10 protein-coding genes are annotated in these 13,740 nt (G+C 73.4%); all 10 read left to right on the plus strand.

The window, feature by feature from the left end; all coding sequences use genetic code 11:
• Window positions 1-82: 82 nt before the first annotated feature.
• Window positions 83-1,813, plus strand: coding sequence for a peptidoglycan D,D-transpeptidase FtsI family protein (locus IL992_RS09125; RefSeq protein ID WP_319018441.1), 1,731 nt, complete (start codon window positions 83-85; stop codon window positions 1,811-1,813).
• Between the two features lie 79 nt (window positions 1,814-1,892).
• Entirely contained in the window at window positions 1,893-3,464 is a 1,572-nt protein-coding gene (locus IL992_RS09130) for a UDP-N-acetylmuramoyl-L-alanyl-D-glutamate--2,6-diaminopimelate ligase (RefSeq protein WP_193203066.1), read from the plus strand.
• 63 nt (window positions 3,465-3,527) lie between these two features.
• Entirely contained in the window at window positions 3,528-4,895 is a 1,368-nt protein-coding gene (locus IL992_RS09135) for a UDP-N-acetylmuramoyl-tripeptide--D-alanyl-D-alanine ligase (RefSeq protein ID WP_193202875.1), read from the plus strand.
• The gene (gene mraY, locus IL992_RS09140; RefSeq protein WP_193202876.1) at window positions 4,892-5,968 is read left to right on the plus strand and encodes a phospho-N-acetylmuramoyl-pentapeptide-transferase; all 1,077 of its coding nucleotides are present in this window, start codon (window positions 4,892-4,894) and stop codon (window positions 5,966-5,968) included. Before IL992_RS09135 ends, mraY begins: the two co-directional genes overlap by 4 nt.
• A complete protein-coding gene (gene murD, locus IL992_RS09145) occupies window positions 5,950-7,329 on the plus strand; it encodes a UDP-N-acetylmuramoyl-L-alanine--D-glutamate ligase (protein ID WP_193202877.1) in 1,380 nt (459 codons plus the stop codon). Before mraY ends, murD begins: the two co-directional genes overlap by 19 nt.
• Complete coding sequence (gene ftsW, locus IL992_RS09150; protein WP_193202878.1) at window positions 7,326-8,783, plus strand: putative lipid II flippase FtsW; 1,458 nt, start codon at window positions 7,326-7,328, stop codon at window positions 8,781-8,783. The genes murD and ftsW overlap by 4 nt, the downstream gene beginning before the upstream one ends.
• A gap of 1 nt (window position 8,784) precedes the next feature.
• Entirely contained in the window at window positions 8,785-9,864 is a 1,080-nt protein-coding gene (gene murG, locus IL992_RS09155) for an undecaprenyldiphospho-muramoylpentapeptide beta-N-acetylglucosaminyltransferase (RefSeq protein WP_193202879.1), read from the plus strand.
• Window positions 9,861-11,285, plus strand: coding sequence for a UDP-N-acetylmuramate--L-alanine ligase (gene murC / locus IL992_RS09160; RefSeq protein ID WP_193202880.1), 1,425 nt, complete (start codon window positions 9,861-9,863; stop codon window positions 11,283-11,285). Before murG ends, murC begins: the two co-directional genes overlap by 4 nt.
• A gap of 55 nt (window positions 11,286-11,340) precedes the next feature.
• The gene (locus IL992_RS09165) at window positions 11,341-12,012 is read left to right on the plus strand and encodes a cell division protein FtsQ/DivIB (RefSeq protein WP_193202881.1); all 672 of its coding nucleotides are present in this window, start codon (window positions 11,341-11,343) and stop codon (window positions 12,010-12,012) included.
• A gap of 247 nt (window positions 12,013-12,259) precedes the next feature.
• Complete coding sequence (ftsZ, locus tag IL992_RS09170) at window positions 12,260-13,726, plus strand: cell division protein FtsZ (protein WP_193202882.1); 1,467 nt, start codon at window positions 12,260-12,262, stop codon at window positions 13,724-13,726.
• Window positions 13,727-13,740: the final 14 nt, after the last annotated feature.

A 13,740-nucleotide genomic window follows, 5' to 3' on the forward strand; every position in this document is an offset into this window, starting at 1 on the left:
TCCCCGCACCGTCGGCGCTCCGCCGCGCCCCCAACGTCCGTCGGGTCCGCCGCGTCCGCCGGGTCCGCCGCGTCCGCCCGCCGTGCTCCGGCTGGGCAATCCCGCCCGGCGGCTGAGGGCGGCGCTCGTGGTGATGGCGATCGTGCTGTCGCTGTTCGCCGGCCGGCTGGTACAGCTCCAGGGCTTCGACTCCAAGGTGCTCCAGGCCAGGGCCGCGGAGCAGCGCGTGCGGCCCGAGACGCTGCCGGCGCGGCGCGGCTCGATCACCGACGCCGGGGGCCACGACCTCGCCGTGACGGTCGAGGCCAGGGAGATCTACGTCGACCCCAAGGACGTCGACGCGGACAAGCGCGACCTGGTCGCCACCACGCTGGCGCGGGAGCTGAACAAGCCCAAGGAGGAGATCGCCGCCGCGCTGGCCAAGACCACCCAGCGGTACATCCCGCTGGCCCGCGACGTCGAGCCGCCGCGGGCCAAGCGCATCATGGGCTTCGAGCTCAAGGGCGTGGGCATGAAGGAGACCTACCGCCGCCTCTATCCCGGCGGCTCGCTCGCGGGCGGTCTGCTCGGCTTCGTCGGCGTCGACGGCAGGGGCCTGGAGGGCCTGGAGAGCGCGTACGACGACCTTCTGGCGGGCAAGGACGGCAAGCAGAGCGTCGAGCTCGGCGCGAACCGGCAGCGCATCCCGATGACGCGCAGCCAGCGCGAGGCGCCGGTGCCCGGGCGGGACGTGCGCCTGACCGTCGACAGGGACATCCAGTGGGCCGCGGAGCAGGCGCTGGATCGGCAGGTCCGCGCGACGGGGGCGCGCAGCGGCAGCGTGATCGTCATGGACGTGCGGACCGGGCAGATCCTCGCCATGGCGAACGCGCCCCAGGCCAACCTCAACGACTGGCAGTCGGCCCCGGCCGAGGACCGGGCCAACCGCGCGGCGTCCGAGGTGTTCGAGCCGGGCAGCACCAACAAGGTGATCACGGCCGCGGCGGCGATGGAGGCGGGCGTGGTCACCCCCGACACCGTCTTCCGCGTGCCCGACCACATCCAGTGCGCCGACCGGCAGCTCAGGGACGCCCACCCGCACAAGCCCGAGCCGCTCACGTTCACCGGGATCCTCGCCGAGTCGAGCAACGTCGGCACGATCATGGTAGCCGACAAGATCTCCAGCCAGCGGCTGTACGACATGTTCCGGTCCTTCGGATTCGGCGCGCGCAGCGGGTCGGAGGTCCCCGGCGAGCAGGCCGGGCTGCTGCCGCAGTGGCAGACGTGGTCGGGCAGCCAGCGCTGTACGATCGCCTACGGCCAGGGCATCTCGGTCACCGCGCTGCAGATGGCCAGCGTCTACCAGACGATCGCCAACGGTGGAGTGCGGATGACCCCCTCGATCGTGGCGGGCACCACCGACGAGCACGGCGCGTTCGTCCCCAGCCCCGCGGCCAAGGGCACGCGGGTGATCAGCGAGACCACCGCCAAGAGGATCGCGCTGATGCTGGAGGCCGCGGTGGGCCACGAGGGCACGGGAGAGGAGGCCTCGATCGAGGGCTACCGTGTCGCAGGCAAGACCGGCACCGCCATGCGCTACGACGAGAAGTGCGCGGGATACTGCGGATACACCGCCACGTTCGTCGGCTTCACCCCCGCCGATCAGCCCCGGCTGATGGCGCTGGCGGTCATCCAGGATCCGAAGAAAGGCCACTACGGCGGTGCCGTCGCCGCCCCGGTGTTCAAGGACGTCATGACTTTCGCGTTGAAGAACAGGAAGATCCCTCCGACCGGTACGAAGGCGCCCGCGATGGTCCTTCGCCCGTCGGAGTGACGGCGGAGTGACCGGAGCCGGAGTGGCCGGGGTGAGCGACGGAGGGGGGTACGCTCTCGCCGTGCGTTCCCCGTCGTCCATGCGTCCCGAGGCCGTCCAGGCCCGTCCGCTGTCCGCGCTGGCGTCCCTGCTCGGCACGTCGTCGGCCGTCCCGTCCCCCGGAGCGCGGGCGGTGCGCGGCACGGTCACCGGCATCACCCTCGACTCGCGCCGGGTGCGGCGCGGCGACCTGTACGTGGCCGCGCCCGGCAAGTCCCGGCACGGCGCGGAGTTCGCCGGCGACGCCCTGGCGTCGGGCGCGACGGCGATCCTGACCGACGCCGACGGCCGCGACCGGGCCGTCGCGACCGGGCTGCCGGTGCTCGTCGTGCCCGACCCGAGGGCCGTGCTCGGACAGGTGGCCGCCTGGGTGTACGGCAAGCCGGCGGCCGGCATCACGCTCATCGGCGTCACCGGCACCAGCGGCAAGTCGACCTCGACGTTCCTGCTGGAGGCGGGACTGCGGGCGGCGGGTCACCGCACCGGCCTGGTCGGCGGCGTGGAGATCCGCGCGGGCGACGTGCGGTTCACCCCCGAGCTGACCACCCCGGAGGCGACCGACCTGCAGGGGCTGTTCGCGCTGATGCGCGAGCGGGGAGTGAGCGCGGCGGCCATGGAGGTCTCCAGCCACGCCCTGGCCCTCGGCCGCGTGGACGGCCTGTTCTACGACGTGTCGATCTTCACCAACCTCTCGCAGGACCACCTGGACTTCCACCGCGACCTGGACGACTACTTCGCGGCCAAGGCGCGCCTGTTCACCCCGGAGTTCAGCCGGGCGGGCGTGGTGAACATCGACGACGCCCACGGACGGGAGCTGGCCGCCACGGCCAAGATCCCGATCACCACGTTCTCCGCCACCGGGGCGCCGGAGGCCGACTGGCGCGCCGAGGACGTGCGCCTCGGCGCGGCCGGCAGCGCGTTCCGCCTGGTCGGTCCCGGCGGGGTCGAGGCCGAGGTGTCGGTGGCCCTGCCCGGCCCGTTCAACGTGGCCAACACGCTCGGCGCGCTGGTGGCGCTGGTGGAGGCGGGGGTACCGCTGCAGGCCGCGGTGACCGGCGTCGGCGAGTTCGCCGGCGTGCCGGGCCGGATGGAGCGGGTGCCGGGCGCGGACGACGTCCAGGTGATCGTGGACTACGCGCACAAGCCGGGCGCGGTGGAGTCGGTGCTGCGCTCGCTGCGCGCCGTGCTCGACGACGGGCCCGGCGGTCGGCTGGTGATCGTGCTGGGCTGCGGCGGCGACCGCGACCGCGGCAAGCGCCCGATGATGGGCGAGGCCGCCGTCCGCCTCGCCGACCTGGCCGTGTTCACCAGCGACAACCCCCGTACGGAGGACCCGCTCGCGATCCTCGCCGCGATGCTGGAGGGCGCGCTGCGGGTACCTGTTCAGGAGCGGGCCCACGTAATCGTGGAGCCGGACCGGGCGGCCGCCATCCGCCTGGCCGTCGGCGGTGCGGCCCCCGGAGATGTGGTAGTTGTGGCCGGCAAGGGACACGAGCAGGGGCAGTATGTCGGAGGCGAGGTCATTCCCTTCGACGACCGCGAGGTGGCCGCCGCGGCCATCGCGGAGCGGAGCCGGGCGCGGCGGGCGGTGCGGGAGGCCGCCGATGCGTGAGCCGATGCCGGGCCGTGCCCTGGCGGCCGAGTTAGCGACGCGAAAGAGAGCAGGAAAGACACCATGATCCCGTTGCCGCTGGCCCGGGTCGCCGAGATCACGTCCGGAGCGCTGAACGGGGCGGCCGACCCCGCGGCCGTGGTCCGAGGGCCCGTCGTGATCGACTCACGGGCGGCCGGACCGGGCTCGCTGTTCGTGGCGATCAAGGGTGAACGGGCCGATGGGCACGACTTCGCCCGGCAGGCCCACGACGCCGGCGCCGTCGCCGTCCTCGCCACCCGGCCCGTCGAGGCGCCGGCCGTGATCGTGGGCGACCCGCTCGCGGCCCTGGCCTCGCTCGCCACCGCCGTGCTGTCGGAGCTGCCCGGCACGACGGTGGTCGGGGTGACCGGATCCGCGGGCAAGACCACGACCAAGGACCTGCTGGCCGGTCTCGCCGCCCGGCTCGGCCCCACGGTCGCCCCCGTCGGCTCGTACAACAACGAGATCGGCCACCCGCTGACCGTGCTCAAGGCCGACGAGACCACCAGATTCCTGGTCCTGGAGTTGAGCGCGCGCAGCATCGGACACATCGCCTACCTGGCGAGGATCGCCCCGCCCCGCATCGGCGTCGTGCTCAACGTCGGCACCGCGCATCTCGGGGTGTTCGGCGGCAAGGAGGCGATCGCGCAGGCCAAGGGCGAGCTCGTCGAGGCGCTGCCCGCCGACGGGGTCGCCGTGCTCAACGCCGACGACCCGCTGGTGCGCGCGATGGCCGGCCGTACGAGCGCGCGGGTGACCTACTTCGGGCGCTCGCCGGAGGCGCACGTGCGGGCGGAGGACGAGACGCTCGACGCGACCGGCCGCGCCTCGTTCACGCTGCGCACGCCGTCCGGCACCGCCCCGGTCCGGCTGCGCCTGTACGGCGCGCACACCGTGGAGAACGCCCTGGCCGCGGCGGCGGCCGCGCACGAGCTGGGGCTGCCGGTGGCCGGCATCGCCGAGGAGCTGTCGGCGGCCGAGCCGCGCAGCCGCTGGCGCATGGAGGTCACCGAGCGGCCCGACGGCGTGACCGTGATCAACGACGCCTACAACGCCAACCCCGACTCCATGCGGGCCGCCTTCGGCAGCCTCGCGGTGATCGGGGAGGGGCGGCGGCGGTTCGCGGTGATCGCCGCGCTGCGCGAACTGGGCGAGGACGGCCCGGCGCTCAACGAGGACCTCGGGCGGCTGGCCGCGGGCGCGGGCCTGGAGGCCGTCGTCGTCGTAGGGGAGGACGCCGAGCCGGTGCTCCGGGGCGCGCCCGGCGCGATCCACGTCCCGGACGCCGCGGCGGCGGCGCGGGAGTTGTCGGACCGGCTCGCGCCGGGCGACGTGGTGCTGGTGAAGGGGCCGCGTGCGGCCGGGCTCGAGCGGGTCGCCGAGGCGATCCTCGGAGGTGACGCCCGGTGAGGAACATCCTCATCGCGGGGGCGATCTCGCTGATGCTGTCCATGGTCGGCACGCCGCTGGCCATCCGGCTGTTCGCCCGCAGGGGCTACGGCCAGAACATCCGGGAGGAGGGCCCGTCGGGGCACTACGACAAGAAGGGCACTCCCACGATGGGCGGCACGGTGATCGTCATCGCGTCGCTGATCGGCTACTTCGTGGCCCACGGGGTGACCGTCTTCTCGGCCGCCACCGACCCCCCGACGGCGTCGGGACTGCTGGTGCTGTTCCTGATGACGGGCCTCGGCGCGGTCGGCTTCCTCGACGACTTCATCAAGATCTACAAGCAGCGCAGCCTGGGCCTGCGCAGCGGCGCCAAGGCGGGCGGGCAGCTCGTCATCGGCGCGATCTTCGCGGTGCTGGTCCTGCGGTTCCCCAACGCCTACGCCGTCACCCCGGCCGACACGCACGTGTCGTTCCTGCGGGACATCGGGCCGTCCATCGGGCTCATCGGGTTCATGATCTGGGTCGTGTTCTTCATCGTGGGCTTCTCGAACGCGGTGAACCTGACCGACGGGCTCGACGGCCTGGCCTCCGGCGCCACCTGCCTGGTCCTCGCGGCGTACGTGCTGATCGGCAACTGGCAACTGCGCAACAGCTGCACGACGGTCGGCTTCGGCCCCAACTGCTACTGGGTGCGGGATCCGCTCGACCTGGCGGTGGTCGCGGCGGCGGTGCTCGGCGCCTGCCTGGGCTTCCTGTGGTGGAACGCCCCGCCCGCCAAGATCTTCATGGGTGACACCGGCTCGCTGGCCCTCGGCGGCGTGATCGCCGGTCTGGCCTTCACCACCCGGACCCAGCTCCTGCTCGTCATCCTGGGCGGCCTTTTCGCGATCATCACGATGTCGGTCATCATCCAGGTCGGATCCTTCAAACTGACCCGCAGACGCGTGTTCCGGATGGCGCCGCTCCAGCATCACTTCGAGCTGTCGGGCTGGGCCGAGACGACGATCGTGGTGCGCTTCTGGCTGATCGCCGCCCTGTGCGTCGCCGCCGGTCTCGGACTGTTCTACCTGGAATGGATGCCGAAACAGTGAACGTCGTCGTCGTCGCCGGCCTCGGCGTGTCGGGCGCCGCCGCGGCGCGGGCCCTGGCGGCGCGCGGCGAGCGCGTGACCGTGCTGGAGGCCGCGGACGGCGAGCGGCAGCGCGCGACGGCCGCCGAGCTCGCCGAGCTGGGCGTGGAGGTGCGCTTCGGCGAGCCCGCCCTGCCCGCCGGGACCTCGCTCCTGGTCACCTCGCCGGGCTGGCGCCCCACGCACCCGCTGCTCGTCGCCGCCGCGGACGCGGGCGTCGAGGTCATCGGGGAGGTCGAGCTGGCCTGGCGGCTGCGGCAGGAGCCCGCGGCCCCCTGGCTGGCGCTGACCGGCACCAACGGCAAGACCACCGCCGTCCGCATGCTCACGTCCATGCTGTCCGCCGCCGGGCACAAGGCCGTGGCCGTGGGCAACGTCGGCGTTCCGACCGTGGAGGCCGTCGACGGGCCGTACGACGTGCTGGCCGTGGAGCTGTCGAGCTTCCAGCTCCACTGGTCCTCGACCCTGGCTCCGCTCGCGGCGGCCGTGCTCAACGTGGCGCCCGACCACATCGACTGGCACGGCTCGATGGAGGAGTACGCCGCGGCCAAGGCGCGCGTCTACGCGGGAGCGGGGACGGTGGTCTACAACGCCGACGACGCGTGGTCGTCCCGCCTGGCCGAGCCGTACGCCTCGCGGGTGGGCTTCACGCTCGCCGTGCCCCGGCCCGGGCAGCTGGGCGTCGTGGAGGACCTGCTGGTCGACCGGGCCTTCGTGGCCGACCCCGCGACCTCGGCGGAGGAGCTGGCCTGCCTCGCCGACGTGCGGCCGTTCGCGCCGCACAACGTCGCCAACGCGCTCGCCGCGGCCGCCCTGGCCCGCGCGTACGGCGTGCCGCCCGAGGCCGTACGGCGCGGCCTGCGGGAGTTCACGCCCGACCCGCACCGGATCGCCCACGTGGCCCGGGTCGGCGAGGTCGACTACGTGGACGACTCCAAGGCCACCAACCCGCACGCGGCCGCCGCGTCTTTGGCCGCCTACGAGTCGGTGGTGTGGATCGCGGGCGGCCAGCTCAAGGGCGCCGACGTCGACGACCTCGTACGGCAGGCCGCGCCCCGGCTGCGCGGCGCGGTGCTGCTGGGGGCCGACCGGGATGTGATCCGCCGCGCATTGGCGCGACACGCCGCGAATGTCCCCGTGGTGGACGTGCCCGGGCAAGACACTGGGGTCATGGACCGTGTCGTCACCGAAGCCGCCCGGCTCGCCACCCCGGGTGACACCGTGCTGCTCGCCCCCGCCGGGGCGTCACTGGACATGTTCGCCGGTTACGGAGCGCGTGGGGAGGCCTTCGCCCGAGCCGTGCGGCGGCTGGCGGCCCGGTGACGGGCCCCGCGACCGGCTCCGCCGGTGCCGCCACCGCGCGGAAGGCGGAGCGCCGGGGGCCCGAGCCCCTCGGCTGGGCCGGCGCCCAGCTCGCCGCGCTGCGCGAGCTGCTCGCCCGTCCGCTGACGTCCTACCACCTGGTGCTCGGCTGCAGCGCGCTGCTGCTGGCGCTCGGGCTGATGATGGTGCTGTCGGCGTCGAGCATCGAGGCGCTGCAGCGGACCGGCGACCCGTTCTACTGGTTCCTCAAGCAGGTCACGTCGGTGGCGATCGGGCTCCCCCTGATGTGGGTCTGCTCCCGGTTGCCGCAGCGGTTCTTCCGCCTGGCCGGCTATCCGCTGATGGGCCTGGCGATCCTCGGCCTGCTGATGGTCATCTTCCTCGGCCAGGAGCTGCTGGGCGCCCAGCGGTGGATCGTCATCGGCCCGTTCTCGGTCCAGCCGTCGGAGCCGGCGAAGCTGGCCCTGGTGCTGTGGGGGGCCGACCTGCTCGCGACGCGGGCGCGCGCCGGCCGCATCGAATGGCGTCAGCTGCTGATCCCGCTGATGCCGGGCGTGGCCCTGCTGGCCGTCCTGGTCATGCTCGGGCGCGACCTCGGCACGACGCTCGTGCTCATGATTATCTTCCTGGCGCTGCTGTGGGTGGTCGGCGCGCCGGTGCGGTTGTTCGGCGGGATCCTCGCGCTGCTCGCGCTGGCGACCGCCACTATGATCGTCGCCGAGCCGTACCGGCTTGACCGGCTGACCGGCTTCCTGCACCCGTGGGACACCGCGCAGAACGAGGGGTTCCAGTCCGTCCAGGGGCTCATGGCGATAGGGTCGGGCGGCTGGTTCGGCATCGGGCTGGGCGCCAGCCGGCAGAAGTGGAACTATCTGCCCCACGCCGAGAGCGACTTCATCTTCTCCATCATCGGCGAGGAGCTCGGGCTGATGGGGACGCTCGTCGTGGTCGCGCTGTTCGGCCTGCTCGGCTATGCCGGGCTGCGCATCGCCATCCGGACGAAGGACCCCTTCGTCCGGCTGTCGGCCGCCGCCGCCACCGCCTGGATCGCCGGGCAGGCCGTCGTCAACATCGGCGCGGTCATCGGGGTCCTCCCGGTCACCGGCATCCCGCTGCCCCTGGTGTCGTACGGCGGATCGGCGCTGCTGCCGACGCTCGCCGCGCTCGGCATGCTGGTGTCGTTCGCCAAGCAGGAGCCCGGAGCGGCCGAGGCGCTGGCCGCCCGTGGCCCGGGACCGGTCGCGCGGGCTCTAAGCTGGCTTGGCCTGAACCGCGCCGGGCGGCGGCCCGCGGCCACGCGGGCACCGGCCCGGCAGCAGGCCGCACGGCCGCGGACGGCACGAAGAGGAACGACAGGGAACGGATCCGGAAACATCCGCGAGAAAATCCGGGAAGACGTCCGCGGCGACGTCCGTGAGAACATCCGCGATAACATCCGCGATAACAGGGAGTGACATGAGGGTGGTCCTCGCCGGCGGCGGGACGGCCGGCCATATCGAGCCGGCGCTCGCGCTGGCCGACGCGCTTCGCCGGCTCGACCCGAGGATCGGCATCACCTGCCTCGGCACCGAGCGCGGCCTGGAGACCCGCCTGGTGCCCGCCCGGGGCTACGAGCTCGAACTCGTGCCCGCCGTGCCACTGCCCCGCTCGCTCAGCCCTCAGCTCCTCACCGTGCCCGGCCGCCTCGCCGGGGCCATCGGCAGCGCCGCGGGCATCCTCGACAAGGTCGGCGCGGACGTCCTGGTCGGCTTCGGCGGGTACGTCGCCACGCCCGGCTACCTCGGCGCCCGGCGGCGCGGCGTGCCGATCGTGGTCCACGAGGCCAACCCCCGGCCCGGCCTGGCCAACCGGCTCGGCGCCCGCCTCACCGAGCACGTCTTCACCGGCCACCCGGACGCCGTGCTCCCGAACGCCGAGTACATCGGCATCCCGCTGCGCCGCGAGATCAGCATGATGGACCGCCTGTCGATGGGCGACAAGGCGCGGTCGTACTTCGGGCTGGAGTCCGACCGGGTGACACTGCTCGTGTTCGGCGGCTCCCAGGGCGCCCGCTCGATCAACCAGGCGGCGCTGGAGGCCGCGCCCTACCTACGGGCGGCGGGCGTCCAGGTGCTGCACGTGATCGGGCCCAAGAACACCGTCGAGGTGGAGCCCCCGCCGGGCGACCCGCAGTACGTCATCCTGCCGTACGTCGACCGGATGGACCTGGCCTACGCCGCCGCCGACCTCGTGCTGTCCCGCGCGGGCGCCATGACCTGCGCCGAGCTCACCGCCGTGGGGCTGCCCGCGGCGTTCGTGCCGCTGCCGCACGGCAACGGCGAGCAGCGCCTCAACGCCGAGCCCATCGTGCGGGCCGGGGGCGGCCTGATGGTCGACGACGCGAACCTGTCGGCCGCCTGGATCGTCCAGGCGCTGCTGCCGATCCTGAACGACCCCGAGCGCGTGGTCGCGATGTCCGAGGCCGCATCGCGGATGGGCCGAAAGGACGCCGACATGGCGCTCGCCCGCAAGGTGCTGGAGATCGCTCACCGATGAGTCTCGTCAAGCTCGTGGATCCCGTCCCGGCGGCCGACCTGGGGCGGGTGCACTTCATCGGCATCGGCGGCGCCGGGATGTCCGGCATCGCCCGGATCCTGCTCAAGCGGGGCGTGCCGGTGTCGGGCAGCGACGCGCGGCCCTCCGAGCTGCTGGCCGAGCTGCGCGAGCTGGGCGCCGTCATCCACGTCGGCCACGCCGCCTCGCACATCAAGGACGTGGACACGGTTGTGGTGTCCACCGCCATCCGCGACTCCAACCCCGAGCTGGGGGAGGCGCTGCGGCAGAACCTGCGGGTGATCCCGCGTGCCGCCGCGCTGGCCTCGGTCATGACCGGCCGCACCGGCATCGCCGTCGCCGGCACGCACGGCAAGACCACGACCACCTCGATGCTGACCGTGGCGTTGCAGAAGTGCGGGGAGGACCCGTCGTACTGCGTCGGCGGGCAGCTGGTGACGACCGGGCTCGGCGCAGACGACGGCGCGGGCGAGGTGTTCGTGGCGGAGGCCGACGAGAGCGACGGCTCGTTCCTCATGCTCGCGCCGCGCATCGCCGTGGTGACCAACGTCGAGGCCGACCACCTCGACAACTACGGCGACCCCCAGGCCGTCCACGACAGTTTCGCCCGCTTCGTCGAGCGGATCGGGTCGCTGCTCGTGGTGTGCGCCGACGACCCGGGCGCCGCCGCCCTCGTGCCCATCGCGCGTGAGCGCGGCCTCACCGTCGTCACGTACGGCGAGAGCGCCGGCGCCGACCTGCGCACGACCGACGTGGTGCCGCGCGGCCTCGGCGTGGAGTTCGGCGTGGAGCTCGGCCCCGCCGCGCCCGGGGGACCGGGACGCGGCGAGGTGCGCCTCGCCGTGCCGGGCCGGCACAACGCGCTCAACGCCACCGCGGTGATCGCCGTGGCGCTCCACCTCGGCCTGCGCTTCGACGACGTCAAGGAGGGCCTGGCCGCCTTCACCGGGGCCAAGCGGCGGTTCGAGTCCAAGGGCGAGGCCGCGGGCGTGACGGTCTTCGACAGCTACGCCCACCACCCGACCGAGCTGACCGCCGACCTGCGCGCCGCCCGCGACGTCGTGACCGGCGACGGCCGGGTCATCGCGGTCTTCCAGCCGCACCTGTACTCGCGCACCCGGTTCTTCGCCGACGAGTTCGGCGCGGCGCTCGGCCTCGCCGACGAGGTGGTCGTGCTGGACGTGTACGGCGCGCGCGAGGACCCCGAGCCGGGGGTCTCCGGCGCGCTGGTCGCGGGGAAGATCCCGCTTCCCGCCGAGCGGATCGTCTACGCGCCCGACCGGCAGGCCGTGCCGGCGCTCGTCGCCGGCCGGGCCCGTGCCGGGGACATCGTGCTGACGATGGGCGCGGGAGACGTGACGGAACTCGGCCCGAAGATCGTCGCGGAGCTGTCCGCCCAGTGATCCGGCCCGTGATCCGCGCCGTGAACCGCACCGTGCTCCGGAGCGTGGGGGACCGGTGAGGCGGGCCGTCCGGCGTTCGGCCCTCGCCACCCTGCTGACCGGCGGGGTGGTGGGCGTCGCCACGTGGGTGGTGTTCTTCTCGCCCGTCCTCGGCGTGCGGGAGGTCGAGATCACCGGCAACAGCCGGATCCCCGCCGAGCAGCTGCGGCAGGCCGCGGGGGTGCGCACCGGCACGCCGCTCGCCACCGTGGACCTCGCCGAGGTCGAACGGCGGGTGCGGGCGTTGCGCGCGGTCGAGTCGGCCACGGCCGACCGCGGCTGGCCGGGAACGCTGCGCATCAGCGTGGTCGAGCGCGTCCCCGCCGCCGCCGTGCCCATGGGCGTGACGACCGCGGTGATCGACCGGTATGGCGTCGTCCTGCAGCAGGTGACCGTGGCCCCGCCCCGGCTGCCCGTGCTGCGCGTCCAGCGGGCCGCCGTGGACGACCCCGCCACCAGGGCCGGGCTCACCGTGCTGCGGGCGCTGCCGGAGAGCGTCCTGCAGCGCCTGCGGGAGCTGCGCGTCGCCTCGCCCCGGTCGATCACGCTCAAACTCACCGACGGCCGTACAGTCCTGTGGGGGGACGCGGGGCGCTCGGCGCAGAAGGGACGTGTCCTGCTCGCCGCCCTCGCCAAGCCGGGAACCAGCTACGATGTCAGCTCGCCGCAGGTGGTGACGGTCAGGTGAGATATATCACGGACCGTGGACGCGTGATCCGGGACCGCTTTTCAGCAGGGCGACGTGCGAATAGGACAGCGCGCGACACGCCGGACGGTCTTGCGGCGCGGTTAGTTGACCCTGGGGGACGGACAACCCTACTGTCCGTATCAATCCTCAGGTTGACATAACTCTAAATCTCAACTTGAGGGTGAGAGTTCAGAAGACGGCGGGCCCTGCCCGCATGAAACGCAAACGAGCGGAAAGGCCCCTCGTCGTGGCAGCACCGCAGAACTACCTCGCGGTCATCAAGGTCGTCGGCATCGGCGGCGGCGGAGTGAACGCCGTCAACCGGATGATCGAGGAGGGACTCAAGGGCGTCGAGTTCATCGCCATAAACACTGACGCCCAGGCGCTGCTGATGAGTGACGCCGACGTGAAGCTCGACGTGGGGCGCGAGCTCACTCGGGGCCTCGGCGCGGGCGCCAACCCGGAGGTGGGCCGCAAGGCCGCCGAGGACCACCGGGAGGAGATCGAGGAGGTCATCAAGGGCGCCGACATGGTCTTCGTGACCGCGGGCGAGGGCGGCGGCACCGGGACCGGCGGCGCACCGGTCGTGGCCAGTATCGCCCGCTCGCTCGGCGCGCTCACGATAGGCGTGGTCACCCGGCCCTTCAGCTTCGAGGGCAAGCGCCGGGCCATGCAGGCCGAGGCCGGCATCGAGACCCTCCGCGAGGAGGTCGACACGCTCATCGTCATCCCGAACGACCGGCTGCTGTCGATCTCCGACCGCCAGGTGAGCGTGCTCGACGCGTTCAAGGCCGCCGACCAGGTGCTGCTGTCCGGTGTGCAGGGCATCACCGACCTCATCACCACGCCCGGTCTGATCAACCTGGACTTCGCCGATGTGAAGTCGGTCATGTCCGGCGCGGGCTCGGCCCTCATGGGCATCGGCCACGCCAGGGGCGACGACCGGTCGGTCGCCGCCGCCGAGATGGCGGTCTCCAGCCCGCTGCTGGAGGCGAGCATCGACGGCGCCCACGGTGTGCTGCTGTCCATCGCGGGCGGCTCCGACCTCGGCCTGTTCGAGATCAACGAGGCGGCCCAGCTCGTCAGCAACGCCGCCGCGCCCGACGCCAACATCATCTTCGGCACGGTCATCGACGACGCGCTCGGCGACGAGGTGCGGGTCACGGTCATCGCGGCCGGGTTCGACGAGCCCGAACCGGCCAAGCCGGCGGCGGCGGCGCCGTCGTCGCGGCCCCAGCAGGCCCGTCCGGCGGCGCCCGCGGCCCGTCCCGCGCCCGCCCCGGTCAAGCCGGAGCCGCGCGTGGAGCCCGCGCAGCCGCCCGTGCGTCCGGTGAGCAGCGCGGCGCAGCCCGCGCCCGCCCCGGCTCCCGCGCCGGTGCAGCCCGCGGCTCCGCCGGTGACCCAGCTTCCGATGAACGCGCTTCCCGCAAACCCTGCGCCGCCGGCCCAGCCCGCGAGCCAGCCGGTCCAGCAGACGACGTCGCAGGCGGCGTCCGTGCCGCAGGCCCAGCAGGCCGAGGCGGTCACGCCGTTCCCGCGCGACGCGGCCGACGGCGGGCGCGACCAGGGTGCGACCGGACCGCTGTCGATCCCGCGACCCACTCCCGAGCCGCCGACCCCGATCACCTCCAGGACCGCGCAGCCGGGCCCCCGGCGTCCGGTGGTGTTCGAGGAGCAGGAGGAGGAGCTCGACGTGCCGGACTTCCTCAAGTGACGCCGGACATCGGT

This window comes from Microbispora sitophila, assembly GCF_014892245.1.
GTDB classification, from domain to species: domain Bacteria; phylum Actinomycetota; class Actinomycetes; order Streptosporangiales; family Streptosporangiaceae; genus Microbispora; species Microbispora siamensis.

Excerpts from the sequence above, each read along its gene's own strand:
- IL992_RS09130 (WP_193203066.1), top strand. The coding sequence starts at position 1,893 with ATGCGTCCCGAGGCCGTCCAGGCCCGTCCGCTGTCCGCGCTGGCGTCC.
- IL992_RS09135 (WP_193202875.1), top strand. The coding sequence starts at position 3,528 with ATGATCCCGTTGCCGCTGGCCCGGGTCGCCGAGATCACGTCCGGAGCG.
- murD (WP_193202877.1), top strand. The coding sequence starts at position 5,950 with ATGGATGCCGAAACAGTGAACGTCGTCGTCGTCGCCGGCCTCGGCGTG.
- murG (WP_193202879.1), top strand. The coding sequence starts at position 8,785 with ATGAGGGTGGTCCTCGCCGGCGGCGGGACGGCCGGCCATATCGAGCCG.
- murC (WP_193202880.1), top strand. The coding sequence starts at position 9,861 with ATGAGTCTCGTCAAGCTCGTGGATCCCGTCCCGGCGGCCGACCTGGGG.